This window comes from Bacillus sp. LQ01, assembly GCF_057624735.1.
The window spans coordinates 48,509-64,802 of the sequence record NZ_JBYEZL010000004.1 but is presented as its reverse complement, the minus strand read 5'-3'; the positions used below and the strand labels follow the sequence as shown (position 1 = coordinate 64,802).

Annotated in this window: 14 protein-coding genes; 5 read left to right on the top strand and 9 right to left on the bottom strand. The window is 37.3% G+C overall.

The features are described 5' to 3' along the window. Positions 1 to 17 precede the first annotated feature (17 nt). Both mtnA and mtnK read right to left on the bottom strand, forming a co-directional pair. Entirely contained in the window at positions 18 to 1,064 is a 1,047-nt protein-coding gene (mtnA, locus tag AC22L0_RS23805; protein ID WP_087966474.1) for an S-methyl-5-thioribose-1-phosphate isomerase, read from the bottom strand. A 9-nt stretch (positions 1,065 to 1,073) separates the two neighbouring features. Then, a complete protein-coding gene (mtnK, locus tag AC22L0_RS23800; RefSeq protein ID WP_087966476.1) occupies positions 1,074 to 2,303 on the bottom strand; it encodes an S-methyl-5-thioribose kinase in 1,230 nt (409 codons plus the stop codon). Between the two features lie 591 nt (positions 2,304 to 2,894). Here mtnK and ahpC point away from each other — a divergent pair. After that, positions 2,895 to 3,458, top strand: coding sequence for an alkyl hydroperoxide reductase subunit C (gene ahpC, locus AC22L0_RS23795; RefSeq protein WP_000924420.1), 564 nt, complete (start codon positions 2,895 to 2,897; stop codon positions 3,456 to 3,458). 14 nt (positions 3,459 to 3,472) lie between these two features. After that, positions 3,473 to 4,999: an alkyl hydroperoxide reductase subunit F gene (gene ahpF / locus AC22L0_RS23790; RefSeq protein WP_000599501.1), complete on the top strand. Its 1,527-nt coding sequence runs from the start codon at positions 3,473 to 3,475 to the stop codon at positions 4,997 to 4,999. A gap of 33 nt (positions 5,000 to 5,032) precedes the next feature. Here the strand turns inward: ahpF and AC22L0_RS23785 are convergent, their stop codons facing one another. Together AC22L0_RS23785 and AC22L0_RS23780 are read right to left on the bottom strand one after the other, a co-directional pair. Then, on the bottom strand, positions 5,033 to 5,638 hold the full coding sequence (locus tag AC22L0_RS23785) for an SAM-dependent methyltransferase (protein WP_048567395.1): 606 nt from the start codon (positions 5,636 to 5,638) through the stop codon (positions 5,033 to 5,035). 193 nt (positions 5,639 to 5,831) lie between these two features. Then, on the bottom strand, positions 5,832 to 6,947 hold the full coding sequence (locus AC22L0_RS23780) for a M20 peptidase aminoacylase family protein (RefSeq protein ID WP_000853512.1): 1,116 nt from the start codon (positions 6,945 to 6,947) through the stop codon (positions 5,832 to 5,834). A gap of 293 nt (positions 6,948 to 7,240) precedes the next feature. Here AC22L0_RS23780 and nhaC point away from each other — a divergent pair, with 293 nt between their 5' ends. Continuing rightward, positions 7,241 to 8,662 (top strand): Na+/H+ antiporter NhaC, encoded by a 1,422-nt coding sequence (gene nhaC / locus AC22L0_RS23775; RefSeq protein ID WP_000711520.1) that lies wholly within the window; start codon positions 7,241 to 7,243, stop codon positions 8,660 to 8,662. Here the strand turns inward: nhaC and AC22L0_RS23770 are convergent. Beyond that, on the bottom strand, positions 8,651 to 9,922 hold the full coding sequence (locus AC22L0_RS23770) for a transcriptional regulator (RefSeq protein ID WP_087966478.1): 1,272 nt from the start codon (positions 9,920 to 9,922) through the stop codon (positions 8,651 to 8,653). The two genes, nhaC and AC22L0_RS23770, sit on opposite strands and share 12 nt — an antisense overlap. Positions 9,923 to 10,015: 93 nt before the next feature. On the opposite strand from AC22L0_RS23770, the gene AC22L0_RS23765 reads away from it, so the two are divergent. Both AC22L0_RS23765 and AC22L0_RS23760 read left to right on the top strand, forming a co-directional pair. After that, positions 10,016 to 11,125, top strand: a complete 1,110-nt coding sequence (locus AC22L0_RS23765) for a mandelate racemase/muconate lactonizing enzyme family protein (protein ID WP_087966481.1) — start codon at positions 10,016 to 10,018, stop codon at positions 11,123 to 11,125. A gap of 14 nt (positions 11,126 to 11,139) precedes the next feature. Further along, a complete protein-coding gene (locus tag AC22L0_RS23760; RefSeq protein ID WP_087966483.1) occupies positions 11,140 to 11,835 on the top strand; it encodes an N-acetyltransferase in 696 nt (231 codons plus the stop codon). Positions 11,836 to 12,075: 240 nt separating this feature from the next. Here AC22L0_RS23760 and AC22L0_RS23755 read toward each other — a convergent pair whose 3' ends face one another. From AC22L0_RS23755 to rlmD, 4 genes are all read right to left on the bottom strand, one after another. Continuing rightward, positions 12,076 to 12,783, bottom strand: a complete 708-nt coding sequence (locus tag AC22L0_RS23755) for a M48 family metallopeptidase (protein WP_087966487.1) — start codon at positions 12,781 to 12,783, stop codon at positions 12,076 to 12,078. 94 nt (positions 12,784 to 12,877) lie between these two features. Then, positions 12,878 to 13,396, bottom strand: a complete 519-nt coding sequence (locus AC22L0_RS23750) for a YehS family protein (protein WP_087966489.1) — start codon at positions 13,394 to 13,396, stop codon at positions 12,878 to 12,880. Positions 13,397 to 13,747: 351 nt separating this feature from the next. Then, the gene (locus tag AC22L0_RS23745) at positions 13,748 to 14,737 is read right to left on the bottom strand and encodes a tRNA dihydrouridine synthase (protein ID WP_087966490.1); all 990 of its coding nucleotides are present in this window, start codon (positions 14,735 to 14,737) and stop codon (positions 13,748 to 13,750) included. 161 nt (positions 14,738 to 14,898) lie between these two features. Beyond that, positions 14,899 to 16,275: a 23S rRNA (uracil(1939)-C(5))-methyltransferase RlmD gene (rlmD, locus tag AC22L0_RS23740; RefSeq protein ID WP_065224767.1), complete on the bottom strand. Its 1,377-nt coding sequence runs from the start codon at positions 16,273 to 16,275 to the stop codon at positions 14,899 to 14,901. Positions 16,276 to 16,294: the final 19 nt, after the last annotated feature.

Here is a 16,294-nt window from a genome sequence, read left to right as displayed (position 1 = left end):
CTTTTATATTTATCTATTTATTGAAATAGCTTTTTTAAATTCTCCGTAAACGGTGCCTTTACAATCCCTTTTTCTGTAATAATCGCTGTTACATTTTCATGTGGAGTAACATCAAATGCTGGATTATATACTTTACTTTCTTTCGGAGCAGAATATTGTCCGAAGCGATTAATCACTTCAGAAGCATCTCTTTCCTCGATGGGAATTTCTTTTCCTGTCGGTGTTTTCAAGTCGATTGTCGGCGTTGGCGCTGCTACATAAAACGGAATGTTGTAGTATTTCGCTAAAATAGATACGCCTAATGTTCCAATTTTATTTGCTATATCACCGTTCGCTGCCACACGGTCGCATCCAACAATTACAGCGTCAATCTTCCCTTGTGACATGACCATAGCTGCCATATTATCCGTAATGACAGTAACATCAATTCCCGCTTGCTGTAGTTCTAATGCCGTTAACGTTGACCCTTGTAATCTTGGACGTGTTTCATCCGAAAAGATTTTTAAGTCCCATCCTTTTTCTTTTGCTAAGTACATTGGAGCCGTCGCAGTACCATACTTAGTCGTCGCTAACGCACCAGCATTACAATGTGTTAATACTCCCATTCCATCACGGAATAATGTTAATGCATGTTCTCCAATTTGACGGTTAATTTCTTCATCTTCTCTATGAATTTCTTTTGCCTCTTCTAGTAATCTATCTTTCAACTGTAAGATTGATAAATGAATATTATCTGCCGCTACACTTTCCATTCTTTCAAGTGCCCAAAATAAATTTACTGCAGTCGGTCTTGATGTCGCCAAGTATGTACATACCTTTCTTACTTCATCCATAAATCCTTCTTCCGTACTTTCAGCAAATTCCTTTACCCCTAAATACACTCCATAAGCTGCTGAAACACCAATCGCTGGTGCACCTCGTACTTTCATTACTTGAATGGCATCCCACACACTTTCAGCTGTTTTAAATGATTCATAGACAATTTCATTCGGTAATAACGTTTGATCTAACAAAACTAAAGCATCATCTTTCCACTGAATTGGTATTAATTGCTCTTCCATCATATTCTCCCCTTACTCCGCGTAGTGCATTGACTGTTCTTTTAACGTTTCTACAAAACTTGTACCTGTTCTATATTGATTCGCTCGTAAAATAAAACTCTTCGCTACTTTAAGACAAATTCGCTCCGCTCTAGCACGTGCTTCCTCATTCTCAATACAAGTAATATCTTTTACTTTCGCTAATCCAACAATACGGCGGATTAATTCAAGACCTGTCACTGCAGCTGTATCCTCTAATACAGATTGTAAATATACTTCGTTAAAGCCTTCTTCCTTCGCCATAATCTCGGTCACATGAATATCCCAAGCATCTAAAAACTTCTTCTTAAATAAATCAATTACCTCTACCATCGTAGTTTGTAACCAATCCATATACGTATCTTTCTCAGCTCCAGGTGGCATCGTTGCATCTGCATTCACCCAAGCAAACATTAAATTCGCCATTACATTCCCAACGTCATATCCCATAGGTCCATAAAAAGCAAACTCAGGATCAATAACCTTTGTAGAATCATCTCTTACAAAAACAGAACCAGTATGTAAATCACCATGAAGCAATGCCTGTGCATTCGTCATAAAAGAAAATTTACGTTTCGCTACTTCCATACGAAGCTCTTTATCACTATAAATATGCTCCCTAATCCATCCCTCATTTAAAGGAAATAACTCATTACGCTTATTATGATTTGTAAATGGTTCTGAATATACGAGGTCCTCTGTAATCTCACATAATTCAGGATTTATATAATTCTTCACAAGTTCCTTCTTCTCTTTATGATTCATTACAACATCAGATGTTAATAAAAGTGTATTTACCATAAAAGTAGTTAAGTCGTCAGCAAGCTGCGGAAATATTTGATGATTTATAAGTGCTGTACGTAATATTGTGTGATCCGATAAATCTTCCATTACGCAACAGTTCATCACACTATCAAATAAATACACCTTAGGAACAAGTCCAGGTGCTAACTCATCCTCTAACTGCAAAACATCTGATTCTATGCGAATACGATTCGTCGACAACTCAAACTCATCTGAAATGCGAGCTGTATCCCCAGCTTGCTTTACGATGACAGAGATGTTCTCTTTTTCATCCCAAACGCGGAACACATAATTTAAATTGCCATCACCTATTTCTTTACACTTTAGCCCCTTTGCATGTTTAAACTTAGATAATTTCTCTTTCACATATGCAATCACATCTTTAGCTTCCATTAAAAAATACTTTGTGAACTTAGACATGGTTTCCCCTCCACACCAATTGTAAGCGTTTTCTAAAAGCTATAAAAAATAATAGGTTGAATTTTTTCATCCTATAAATATGTATTCTTCTTTTTGAAAGGTATATCTAGGTTTTATTATATCTCGTTAGCACTTTGAGTCAATATTTCTAACTATCAGCGTAATATACTTCCTAATTATATATTTGAGATGACAAAAATTGTTCAAAAAGATTTCGATTCATTTTATTTTATTTATCGCACAATTCTTTGTAAAATAGAAATAAGCAGTTCCTTTTCAAATACATAACTTCTAAGAAATATTTCCTTCCTAAGAATTTACACTTACACCATATCTCTAACATACACACTACTCTTTCAAACAATCATTGAAAATTTATAAACTTAAAGTTACCTTTCCATTCCCTGTTAGCCTTAATTGAGAATAAATATTAATTAAATCGGTATAAAGTTGGTTTATTCTCTTGACAAAATAACCACTTCTATATGATAATTAATATCGAATTAGAATTATTATAGTTAATTAAAAAATATATTTTATGAGCACACTATTTTTTGATGCTCAAAACCAACATTTAGGAGGAATTTTAATATGTTATTAATCGGCACAGAAGTAAAACCGTTTAAAGCTAATGCTTACCATAATGGAGAATTTATCCAAGTTACTGACGAAAGTTTAAAAGGAAAATGGAGTGTAGTTTGTTTCTACCCAGCTGACTTCACATTCGTTTGCCCAACTGAACTTGAAGACTTACAAAACCAATACGCAACTCTAAAAGACTTAGGCGTTGAAGTATACTCTGTATCTACAGACACTCACTTCACTCACAAAGCATGGCATGATAGCTCAGAAACTATCGGCAAAATCGAGTACATCATGATTGGTGACCCAACTCGCACAATCACTACAAACTTCAACGTTTTAATGGAAGAAGAAGGTCTTGCTGCTCGTGGTACATTCATCATCGATCCAGACGGCGTTATCCAATCTATGGAAATCAATGCTGACGGTATCGGCCGTGACGCAAGCATTCTTGTTAACAAAATTAAAGCTGCTCAATACGTACGTAACAACCCAGGTGAAGTTTGCCCAGCTAAATGGCAAGAGGGTTCTGCAACACTTAAACCAAGCCTTGACCTTGTAGGCAAAATCTAAGGAGTTCGATCAAAATGATACTAGATGCAGATATAAAAACACAACTATCCCAATACCTTCAATTAATGGAGAACGATATTTTACTTAAGGTAAGCGCAGGAGACGATAACGTATCTAAAGATATGTTAGCTCTAGTAGACGAATTAGCTACTATGTCATCTAAGATTACAGTAGAAAAAGTTGAATTAGAGAGAACACCAAGCTTTAGCGTAAACCGCCCTGGTGAAGACACTGGTGTCGTATTCGCTGGTATTCCATTAGGACACGAATTTACATCATTAGTGTTAGCTTTACTACAAGTAAGTGGACGCGCTCCAAAAGTTGAACAAAAATTAATCGATCAAATTAAAAACATTCAAGGCGAATATCATTTTGAATCTTATATCAGCCTAAGTTGTCATAACTGTCCTGATGTTGTACAAGCTCTTAACGTAATGAGCGTTCTTAACCCTGGTATTACACATACTATGATTGATGGCGCTGCATTCAAAGAGGAAGTAGAAAGCAAAGACATCATGGCAGTACCAACTGTTTACCTAAACGGCGAATCTTTCGGAAGCGGTCGTATGACACTTGAAGAAATTTTAGCTAAAATGGGTAACGGTCCAGATGCATCAGAGCTTTCTGATAAAGATCCATACGATGTTCTTGTTGTTGGTGGGGGCCCTGCTGGTGCAAGTGCAGCAATTTACGCAGCACGTAAAGGCATCCGCACTGGTATCGTTGCTGAGCGCTTCGGTGGTCAAGTAATGGATACTATGGGCATTGAGAACTTCATCAGCGTAAAAAAGACTGAAGGTCCTAAGCTAGTAGCAAGCCTTGAAGAACACGTAAAAGAATACGACATCGATGTAATGAATCTACAACGTGCGAAACGTTTAGAGAAAAAAGAACTTATTGAAGTGGAACTTGAAAACGGCGCTATTCTGAAAAGTAAGAGCGTAATCGTTTCTACAGGTGCTCGCTGGCGTAATGTTGGCGTACCAGGTGAAGCTGAGTTCAAAAATAAAGGTGTAGCATATTGCCCACACTGTGACGGTCCATTATTTACTGGAAAAGACGTAGCAGTTATCGGCGGAGGTAACTCTGGTATTGAAGCAGCTATCGACTTAGCAGGTATCGTTAAGCACGTAACTGTTCTTGAATTCATGCCAGAATTAAAAGCTGATGCTGTATTACAAGAGCGTCTTAACAGCTTACCAAACGTAACTGTTCTGAAAAACGTTCAAACGAAAGAAATCACTGGTACTGATAAAGTAAACGGTATTTCTTACATCGATCGTGAAACTGAAGAAGTTCATCACGTTGAATTACAAGGTGTATTCGTACAAATCGGTCTTGTGCCAAACACAGACTGGTTAGGCGAAACAGTTGAACGCGTTCGCGGTGAAATCGTAACAGACAAGCACGGCGCTACAAACGTACCAGGAGTGTTTGCTGCAGGTGACTGTACAAATAATCCGTACAAACAAATCATCATCTCTATGGGTTCAGGTGCAAACGCAGCTTTAGGTGCATTTGATTACTTAATCCGTAACTAATAAAAAACAGGTGCCTTGGCACCTGTTTTTTTATTACCCTAATGTATAAACTAAAAACCTCTCATTCCCATTCTTCTCATAAGCACCTGGCAATCTAACTTCTTTCTTCAGCTCAAACGCAGTCTGATTTTCTAAGAAGAAAATATAGTCCTCAGAAGGATAATATAAAATAATATCCACTTCTCTCCCCGTATTTTCTACTGAAAGCAAAATGTTATTTACTACATTCATAAACACTTGCACAGAAAACGGATTAAAGAAATAAAACCTATTATCATGTGGATCAATCTTATATTCCTGCGCTAAACAACATTGGAATTGAATTTTCCCCTTACTGTTTCGTGCCTTTCGTGCATAACGATCTCGATTATCAATCGCTTCTTTATAAAACTCTTCATTCATTTCAATTCCAACTGCTGAAGCCCCACATTTATGATGCATATAAAAGTTTAATCGCCCTTTTCCGCACCCAAAGTCTACAATTCGGTCACTACTTTTTATTTCATATTGATTCAGTAACTCATCTAATCCGCTATACGGCGTCGGTTCATAACGGTGATAATGCATAGATTTGTTAAACCCTTTTTGCTCACCGACTGTTTTTATATGTAAAACTGCATCGTAATATTGTTCGTTCATTCGTTTTCTCCTATTAAAAAATGGTACTTATTATTATACACCATGTACTGGAGGCTCATTTTTCATCAAATTAATAGGTACGTGAAATTATATTAACGATTTTCTTAATATATCTATCGTAACTTCAAATATATCAACGATTTTCTCAATATATCGATTTACCGACAATTCACGACAAAAAAACAGGAGCTCTTTAGCCCCTGTCTTCTAACACTTTCAATACAGTTTGTTTCAATATTTCTACCCCATCCATAATACAACTATGATCAAACCTCATATACGGATGGTGTAATCCAGGTTGTAGGTCTGCTCCTAGTCCAAGCATGACAGCTTTTAAATGTGGTCTTTTCACTGTATAGTAATGGAAATCATCGCTTCCTGTCGTATAGAGAGGCCCTGTGCATCTCTCTTCCCCATACACTTCGAGAATACCTTTACGCATAAAACGCTCTGCTTCTTCGGAAACCTCTGCTCCTGGTGCAAGATCCATCCATTCGTATGAAGTTTTCGACCCCATCGATGCAGCTGATTCTATTACATGCTCAATCTTTTTCTTTAATTCTTCTAATAGTATATTACTCTCAGCTCTTACATCTAAACTGAAATGACCATTTCCTGGAATGATATTTAAATTATCACCACCTGCTTGGCATCTCGTCATTTTTACTGAATAGGAACTTTGCGGTGGCAGCCAAATATTTTTCAAACCGATATTAATCATGGAAATGACATCAATTGCATTCACACCTTGGTGTGGTCTTGCCCCGTGTGCATCCTCCCCATGAATCATACCCTCTAAAAATCCTGCTGCTCCATGGCGAATAGATGGGGCTGCTTGTTTCAAAGATAGTTCTTCAATTGGTCTTAGATGGACGCCAAATAAGAAATCAGCATCATCTACAGCACCTTTCTCCACCATCTTCAAAGCACCATTCCCCTTCTCTTCTGCCGGCTGAAAAATAAATCTAACCATACCACTTTTCCATCTCATATTTTTCAATTGTAAAATAAGTCCCATTACAATGGTCATATGAGCATCATGGCCACATGAATGGTTCGCTTTAAATTCTCCATTTACTTCTTGCCAAAGTGCATCCATATCAGCACGAATCGCAATAACTGGATTCCCGCCTCCAATCTCAGCAATTACACCTGGACAATCATCAAATGTTCTATATGAAATTCCTTCTTCTTTTAAAAAGTCAGTAATATACGCTGTCGTTTCATATTCTTTCCAACTTACTTCAGGGTTTTCGTGTAAATGCTGAAAAATCTCCGTTAAGCGCTCTTGTAGTTCTAATGTTTTCAACGTTCCAGTCTCCTTCCCACATTACAAACGATTCGAGTTAATTATACTTATGAAAAACAGATGTTTTTATGAACATATTGAATTTTAAGAAAAAAGTCAATTGTTTATTTTTAAATACTTAAAAACCTTACTCTGCACTTATATTACAAACTAAACAAACAACTAGAACATTCCTTATTTTCTGTTTTTTATGTTGACGCTTACATAAACTTTTAGTTATCATAACCTAATAAACGTCTATTTTACGACAATTCTAAAAATACAAACAAACATACGTAACAAGGAGGAACTTTATGAAAAAAGAAATACCTTTTGGAATAGCGATTATCCCTATTATCATTACCGTTGCAGTTATGATGGTTACAATTGTTGTATTAAAACAAACCCCTCACGTTCCACTTATTATCGGTACAACCGTTGCTTCTATTGTCGCTTGGCGTTATGGTTACAAATGGAATGATCTTGAAGAAGCAATGTATAAAGGGATTCGTCTTGCATTACCTGCTATCGTCATTATTATTCTTGTTGGCTTAACAATTGGTGCTTGGATTGGCGGTGGAATCGTCGCAACGATGATTTATTACGGTTTAAAACTTTTAACTCCATCACTATTTTTAGTTTCCATTACCGTCATTTGTTCTATCGTTGCATTAGCAATTGGTAGCTCTTGGTCTACAATGGGGACAATTGGTGTTGCTGGAATGGGAATTGGCCTAAGTATGGGAATCCCAGCTCCAATGGTTGCTGGTGCCATTATTTCAGGCTCTTATTTTGGCGATAAAATGTCACCGCTTTCAGATACAACTAACCTAGCCGCAGGATTAACAAATACAGATTTATTCGCACACATTCGTCATATGTTATTTACTACAGTTCCAGGTTTAATTATTACTCTTATCGTTTACGCGCTCTTAGGAAGAAGCTTCGGCGCTAACAATATTGATGCGAAGAGCATCGATCAAACGTTACAAGTATTGCAACAAAACTTTGTTATCTCACCTTTCCTACTCATTATACCCGTAGTCGTTATGGTATTGGTCGCAAAAAAAGTTCCTGCTATACCAGCGATTCTCGTCGGTATTATTTTAGGATTTTTATCACAAGTCTTTATTCAAGGTGGTTCTGTCTCAGCATCTGTCGGTGCACTCCAAGCTGGATTTGTTATAGACACTGGAAACAAGCTAGTAGACGAACTATTTAACCGCGGTGGCTTAGATTCGATGATGAATACAGTCTCTATGACAATTGTCGCTATGACTTTCGGAGGAGTATTAGAACATACAGGTATTCTTCGCTCAATTGTAAATCAAATTTTAAAGTTAGCGAAATCAGCAAAAGGGCTTATCGCTTCTACTATCGCATCTTGTTTTGCAACAAACCTTACTTGCTCTGAACAATATATTTCAATTGTTGTCCCTTCAAGAATGTACGCAAATGCATACACAGAAAAAGGACTACATTCAAAAAACTTATCCAGAGCATTAGAAGATGGCGGAACATTAACTTCTGTCTTCGTTCCTTGGAATACGTGCGGTGTATTTATTCTCGCTACACTTGGCGTAGGTGCATTTGAATATGCCCCTTATGCTATTTTGAATTTCATCGTACCTATTATCTCAATCATTTATGGCATAACAGGCTTCACAATTGTAAAACTATCAGACATTGAAAAAGCAGAATTACTAAAGAAACAAAAAGCTCAACTAGAAGCTTAAAAATAGCGGTAAATTCAGTTCATATAGTGCGCGAGGTCGCCCTTGTTGATAGGGCATTTCCTCGCCACAAATATGAGCATACCCGTAATCAACTAATTTCTTTAACAACCTTTCTGTCGATCTTCGAGTCACTTGTAAGTACTCAGAAAGGTCAGCTGCTGTAAACTTCAATGACGGATGCGATTGACTAAATTGAATGATTTTTGACAAGTTGGCCGGACTAAGCTTCGTTTCCTTCGCTATTTTCATTAGTTCCGGATTATCATTTTTCAAACTTTGTACTCTCTGTTCTTTCGGGAACGGACCAAACAAATCTTTATCACTTGTTAGTATATAAAAACAACGATCTATTGGATTATTCTTTGCAAAACTTTGAGCAATTTTTGCATTTTGCTCCGCCTCTTTCACGGTTTTTCCATAACCAAATCCAATAGCTATCGTTCCTTCTACGCTTGCAAACAAGTTATTTATCGCATTTGTTTTAATAATCGATTCGATATCACCACGAGTTGTATACAAAATACATGTCATTTCATCCACTTGTTTAAATGAACCACGTAGTTCTTTTGAAATGACATCTAGTTTTTCAAGCAAACTCGTTCGTAATTCTAGGGAAGAAATAATACAAGCACCAACAGTAGCTGAATAGCTTTTTGCTAACTCAGCTTTTATTTTTGCATCTTTTAGCCCATATATAATAGACTGTGTTGGATCAATCATACGCTCTGAAGGAACACCTATTTTTTGAAGCTCATCGTAAACAGCGTGAATACTAGTTAAAGCTAAATGAGCCTCTCCAGATTGATATTTAGCTACATGAAAATCGATAACTCTATTTATTTCATCTTTACTCCACAGCATATTTTCATAATCCAACACTTGCGGGCTTTCTTTTATACCAATATCATGGAACACATTTGTAATAAACGAGCGGTCTACTAAATCGATGGAAATGTTATGTGGTTGAATACTTTGATGATACATGATAGAAAGAATTGAAGATGCGACAGTTGTCTCGTCTTGCTGTAAGTATGTACTTGGAATTCGTAATTGTTCTCTTATTTCTTTTGCCATATAATAAGGTAAAGCACCTGAGAAAAAGATGACATCACAAGGCTTTAGACACTTTAATAATTCAGAAGATTCCGCCGGATGAAGGTAAATATATGGATCAATTTCTATTCCTTCTAATTTTTGAGCAATAGGAAAAAGGTTCTCCATAAACTCCTTTGAACCGACAACTGCAATTTTTATCATCATTTTCTCTAACTCCTTATCATTAATTAACGACTATTTAACGTCAACTATATCAAATGTACAAAACTATTGTAAACAGGAAGGGGTTTCTATTCAATGAAAATTACAGCTATTCATCTTTACGCAATTCGTTTACCGCTTCGCAATCCGTTTGTTATTAGTTATGGCTCTTATTCTGATATGCCCTCTATTATCGTCAAAATGGAAACAGATGAAGGTATTATCGGTTACGGTGAAGGCGTTGCTGATGATCACGTCACAGGTGAATCATGGGAAAGTACTTTCCATACTTTAAAACATACGCTAACCCCTGCTCTAATCGAGAAAAATCCAATGAATATCGAAAAAATACACGATATGATGGACAATACAATTTACGGTGTTCCAACAGCGAAAGCTGCAATTGATATTGCTTGTTTTGATATAATGGGCAAAAAACTAAATCAACCTGTATATCAATTAATTGGCGGGCGCTATCATGAAGAATTCCCTGTCACTCACGTTTTAAGTATTGCCGATCCTGAAGATATGGCTGAAGAAGTTGCTTCTATGATTCAAAAAGGTTACCAATCTTTCAAAATGAAAGTTGGTACGAATGTAAAAGAAGATGTGAAACGTATTGAAGCTGTACGAGAACGTGTAGGAAATGACATCGCTATTCGCGTTGATGTAAACCAAGGCTGGAAAAATAGCGCAAACACATTAACAGCACTGCGTTCATTAGGACATTTAAACATTGACTGGATTGAACAACCTGTTATCGCGGACGATATTGATGCCATGGCTCATATCCGTTCTAAGACAGACCTCCCGCTTATGATTGATGAAGGACTAAAAAGTTCTCGTGAAATGCGCCAAATTATTAAATTAGAAGCTGCTGATAAAGTGAATATAAAACTCATGAAATGCGGTGGCATATATCCAGCTGTAAAGCTCGCTCATCAAGCTGAAATGGCCGGCATTGAATGCCAAGTGGGATCAATGGTCGAATCATCTGTTGCCTCTTCCGCAGGATTCCATGTCGCTTTCTCAAAGAAAATCATTACGAGCGTAGAGCTAACAGGGCCATTAAAATTCACAAAAGACATCGGAAACTTACATTACGATGTACCATTCATTCGCTTAAACGAGAAGCCGGGACTCGGCATTGAAATAAATGAAAATACACTACAAGAACTAACCGTCTTTCAAGACGTTGTACGCTAAAGGAGGACTATCATATGACGGTTCTATACGAAGGAACATTAAAACAAAATAACGAATCATTTCACGTTACATTACTATCACTAGAGCACATCGAACAAATTTTATCACTACAAAACATCGTAGTTGAAGCACTAGAAGATAAAAGTCGTTTACAACCACTCTCACAAGAAGAATTTCAATACATTCTAAAAGGAAACGGCATGATGATCGGTGCTTTTATCGAAAACAAACTCATCGCATTTCGCGCTCTACTCGTCCCTCCTATCGACGATGAACATTTAGGGCTTGATATTGGTCTATCAGAAAGTGAACTGCACCGCGTCATCTATCAAGAAATCTCAAACGTTCATCCGAACTGCCGAGGAAATGGGATGCAAAAAATATTAGCGAAAGTCATTATGGAAGAATTGCAAAAAGAAGACAGCAAATATGATTACGTATGCTGCACCGTTGCTCCTTTTAACATTCCAAGTTTGAAGGATAAATTTGCGCAAGGGATGGAGATTGCTGCGCTGAAAGAGAAGTATGGTGGTAGTCTGCGGTATGTTTTTGTGAAGAAATTGCGTGAAGACAAGAAAAGAGATTGGACGGATGTTCAAAGTATTCTAATGAGTGATGCTAGTGGACAGCAGGCTTTGCTTTCGGAAGGGTATCGTGGGTATGAGATGGAGAAAGTGGATGAGGATTTTGTTGTGAAGTTTGGACGATAATCTATATACTCGAAAAGAGGAGATGTCTGCTGTGACCTCTCCTTTTACTTTCTCTTCATTGAACATATCGATTGCAACTCCAAATATATCAGCGGTTTTCGAAATATATCGGCGCAACTCCGAATATATCAGCGATTTTCGAAATATATCGGCGCAACTTCAAATATATCAGCGATTTTCGAAATATATCGACTTACCGACAAAGATTGACAATAATTGCAACCTATACAAAGCGCAACATTAAACCGTCATCTTCCAACTAGATAAAGCTAACCAGTTCTCCATTTCCTTATAGTCAGGCATTATCTTCCCGACAAGACGCCAAAACGATCGATCATGATTTAAATGAACCATATGACACATTTCATGAACGACTACATAGTCAATTACTCGCTGTGGTGCCATTGCTAGCTTCCAATTGAATGTTAGTTGTAAATTCGAATCGCAAGTACCCCAAGTACGACTACTATCTTTAATACGAATAGAACGTGGTTTTGTTTTGAAATTACTTTGATGCGCTTTAATGCTTTTCTCTACTAAAGCTTTACACTGCTTATAATAAAATCGTTTTAAAGCTTGCTGTATTTTCTCATCCTTTAGCTCTTTTACATAAATATGTAACTTATCCCCTTCAAAAATCGCATTGTCTTGCTCAATGCTTACATCTTGGGAAATCTGTATCGGATACGTATTCCCTAAATACAAAAAGCCTTCTCCTTGATCGTAATCCTTTTCCTGTGGTCCACGCGCTCGCTCCGCCATTTCCTTACGAGTTGTCTGAATCCAATCCCACTTTTCCTCTAGCAACTGGACTAAGTATTCAACAGGTGTCCCTTTCGGAGCCTGTACTTCCACATTTCCGTATGAATCTACAAAAAGACGCACGGACTTTTTCTTCTTATAAGTTATATGAAAATTAATTGTCTCACCTAAATATGTATATACCATTTCATCACCTAACGTATTATTTTACAAATAAAAAAGAGTAGGATACAAACGTCCTACTCTACCTATTATATCATTTACCGCTTTAACGAACTCATTATCCTCTATACTTTACAGCTAATCCTTTAATGAAATTCCTTGCGTATCTATCGCCACACTCTTTGTAATTTTTATGGCCTTTTTTTCTTAACAGAGCGCCTAACTCTCCTTTTGTTACCGTAACGCCCACGCTATCTAATATATCAAGTACATCCTCACTCGTTAAAGATAGTGCGATTTTCATTTTCTTTAGAAGAAGGTTATTGGCACTCTCCTTGCTCTGTACAGGTGCAGGCTGCCCTGGTTTCGGATCTTGCTTTCCTCTTTTTAAAGTAATAAATCCATTTAAAAATGCCTCTAACATCATCATATCGCATGTTTTTACGTACTCATCTTCAGCTACCTCATCATTTTCAGCTTCGTGCTGAGGAGCTCTCTTTATTTTTGTAAGCATATCAACTACGTCTTCTTTCGTTACTTCCATCCCGCCAAGTTTAAAGATTTCTACCATATCTATATCTTTTATATCTAAAGCGTATCGTACTCTTTTTAATATATCGTTGTTGCTCATTGCCATTGGGTTTCCTCCTGAAATGTTGATTATTTATTCAGCGGTTAAAGTTTATGCTATAACCTGCTTTAAATTATCATGTTTAATCTAGCCTTTTAGTTATTGTCCACTAAATTAATACTTTAACATTTTAAAGATATGTTTTATAGTCTTACCCGAACTTTTCTCTATCATTGTATCTACAGAGCTCTTACATGTTTTTTATATGCCTATAAAAAGATTTCTCTCTTAACATTAACTAAAAGAAAAAAAACAGTGTTTTGATTTCTCAAATACACTGTTCTTTTCCAGCTCTGCACTTATTTTCAACTCACTCATGTCATGCACTACATATGAAATGATTTAAGTGCTTAAAAGTTAAAGCGTCTCACTATCCTGAGCCTCACCAACACTATCCTCAAACTTATCCAACAAAGCACGCACCTCATCCGTCGACTTCGTACTCATCAATTGATTTCTCAATTCCGCAGCTCCTGGGAAGCCCTTCACATAAATTTTGAAGAAGCGGTGAAGCCCTGTGATTGAGCGTGGCAGTACTTCTGCATATTGATCTTGTAAATCAAGTTGTAGTCTTAAAAGATCTAGATGTTCTTTACTGCTATGTTCTCTTGGCTCTTTTTCAAAAGCAAATGGGTTTTTGAAGATGCCTCGTCCAATCATTACGCCATCAATGCCGTATTTTTCAGCAAGTTCCAGCCCCATTTTACGATCAAGGATGTCTCCATTGATTGTTATTAACGTATTTGGTGCAATGCGGTCACGTAATTTTTTGATTTCCGGAATTAGTTCCCAATGCGCATCTACTTGGCTCATTTCTTCTCTTGTGCGTAAATGAATAGAAAGGTTTGCAATATCTTGTTTGAAAATGTGCGTTAACCAATCTTCCCACTCGCTTAACTCTTTAAAGCCAAGTCTTGTTTTTACGCTGACAGGTAGTCCGCCCGCTTTTGCTGCTTGAATAAGTTCTGCTGCAACGTCTGGACGTAGAATAAGGCCACTACCTTTCCCTCTTGATGCTACATTCGGTACTGGGCAACCCATATTAATATCGATGCCTTTAAATCCTAGTTCTGCCATACCGATACTCATTTGACGGAAGTATTCGGGATTGTCTCCCCAAATATGTGCTACCATCGGCTGTTCGTCTTCTGTAAAAATTAAACGGCCACGTACACTTTTCATACCTTCTGGATGACAATAGCTATCCGAGTTTGTAAACTCTGTGAAGAATACGTCTGGACGACCAGCTTCACTTACTACGTGACGGAAAACAACGTCTGTCACATCTTCCATTGGTGCAAGTACGAAAAATGGTCGTGGTAATTCACGCCAAAAATTATCTATCATTTCAAATTCAAATCCTCTCACTATGAATACAATTTCAAAATCTAAATTTATAATTTGTGAAAATCAGCAATATTTATTTTAACTAAAATCGCTTATGAATGGTATTTTTGTAAACCAAAAAGCAGATGGTATAGATTTCCCCTATATCAACTGCTTTCCTATTATACCAACTTAAGCCAAGCCACACACTCCACATGCGTCGTATGCGGGAACATATCAACAGGTTGTACTTCCTGTGTTTTATATCCGCCTTCTTCTAGTACTTTTAAATCACGTGCTAATGTTGCTGGGTTACACGATACGTATACGACGCGGTTTGGCTTCATGTCGATGATTGTATTTAGTAATGCTTCGTCACAGCCTTTACGCGGTGGGTCTACGACCATTGTGTCGGCGATTACGCCTTCTTTGTACCATTTTGGAATAACTACTTCAGCTTCTCCTACGCCAAATTCAGCGTTTGTCATGTTGTTTAGTGCTGCGTTTCGGTTTGCGTCTTCAATTGCTTCTGGGACGATTTCAACGCCGTACACTTTTTTCGCTTTTTGCGCTAGGAATAACGAGATTGATCCGATTCCACAATAGGCATCGATTACTGTTTCGTTACCATTTAATTTTGCGTATTCTAACGTTTTATCGTAAAGCACTTTCGTTTGCTCTGGGTTTACTTGATAGAATGAACGTGCTGAAATCGCAAATTTAATGTCACCGATAAAGTCATAAATATATTCTGATCCGTACAGTACTGTCGTTTTATCTCCGAAGATTACATTCGTACGCTTCGTATTTACGTTTTGAACGATTGATTTTACTTCTGGGAATTTCGCTGCAATTTCTTCAATGATTGCTTTTTTGTTCGGTAATTCTGCTGTACGTGTAATGAAGACAAGCATAATTTCCCCTGTTACTTGTCCGTAACGAGCCATTACGTGACGAAGTGTTCCTTTGTTACGCTCTTCGTTGTACGCAGTGATACCGTGCTTTTCACAAATACGTTTTACTTCTTGAATTAATGTATCGTTTTCTTCTGCCTGAATTAAGCATGATTCCATATTAATGATGTCATGCGTTCCTTGGCGATAGAAACCAGCTACAAGTCCGCCTTCACGTTCTCCGATTGGTACTTGTGCTTTATTGCGATATACCCACGGATTTTCCATGCCAAGTACAGGATGAACAGGAACATCACCTAGTCCTCCAATGCGCTGCATAACGTCACGTACTTGTTTTTCTTTCGCCTGTAATTGTCCTTCATAAGTTAAGTGCTGAAGCTGACAACCGCCGCACTGATTATATACTGGGCATTCTGCATCTTTACGATATGGACTTTCTGTATGAAGCTTCATTAAACGACCAAATGCGAAGTTTTTCTTCACTTTAATAATTTTAATTTGCGCTTCTTCACCTGGTAATCCGTTTTTAACGAAAATAGGATAGCCCTTTACTTTCGCAACACCGGCACCATCATGTGTTAAATCTTCAAATACTACATCTATAAACTCGTTTTTCTCAACTGGTGGCGTCATTTTAGTACTCATTTTCCGACCTCTCTTTTTC

What these genes read in the sequence shown, in the direction of transcription:
- mtnA (WP_087966474.1), bottom strand. Translation starts at nt 1,064, where the DNA reads ATGATGGAAGAGCAATTAATACCAATTCAGTGGAAAGATGATGCTTTA.
- mtnK (WP_087966476.1), bottom strand. Translation starts at nt 2,303, where the DNA reads ATGTCTAAGTTCACAAAGTATTTTTTAATGGAAGCTAAAGATGTGATT.
- ahpC (WP_000924420.1), top strand. Translation starts at nt 2,895, where the DNA reads ATGTTATTAATCGGCACAGAAGTAAAACCGTTTAAAGCTAATGCTTAC.
- ahpF (WP_000599501.1), top strand. Translation starts at nt 3,473, where the DNA reads ATGATACTAGATGCAGATATAAAAACACAACTATCCCAATACCTTCAA.
- AC22L0_RS23785 (WP_048567395.1), bottom strand. Translation starts at nt 5,638, where the DNA reads ATGAACGAACAATATTACGATGCAGTTTTACATATAAAAACAGTCGGT.
- nhaC (WP_000711520.1), top strand. Translation starts at nt 7,241, where the DNA reads ATGAAAAAAGAAATACCTTTTGGAATAGCGATTATCCCTATTATCATT.
- AC22L0_RS23770 (WP_087966478.1), bottom strand. Translation starts at nt 9,922, where the DNA reads ATGATGATAAAAATTGCAGTTGTCGGTTCAAAGGAGTTTATGGAGAAC.
- AC22L0_RS23765 (WP_087966481.1), top strand. Translation starts at nt 10,016, where the DNA reads ATGAAAATTACAGCTATTCATCTTTACGCAATTCGTTTACCGCTTCGC.
- AC22L0_RS23760 (WP_087966483.1), top strand. Translation starts at nt 11,140, where the DNA reads ATGACGGTTCTATACGAAGGAACATTAAAACAAAATAACGAATCATTT.
- AC22L0_RS23755 (WP_087966487.1), bottom strand. Translation starts at nt 12,783, where the DNA reads ATGGTATATACATATTTAGGTGAGACAATTAATTTTCATATAACTTAT.
- AC22L0_RS23750 (WP_087966489.1), bottom strand. Translation starts at nt 13,396, where the DNA reads ATGGCAATGAGCAACAACGATATATTAAAAAGAGTACGATACGCTTTA.
- AC22L0_RS23745 (WP_087966490.1), bottom strand. Translation starts at nt 14,737, where the DNA reads ATGATAGATAATTTTTGGCGTGAATTACCACGACCATTTTTCGTACTT.
- rlmD (WP_065224767.1), bottom strand. Translation starts at nt 16,275, where the DNA reads ATGAGTACTAAAATGACGCCACCAGTTGAGAAAAACGAGTTTATAGAT.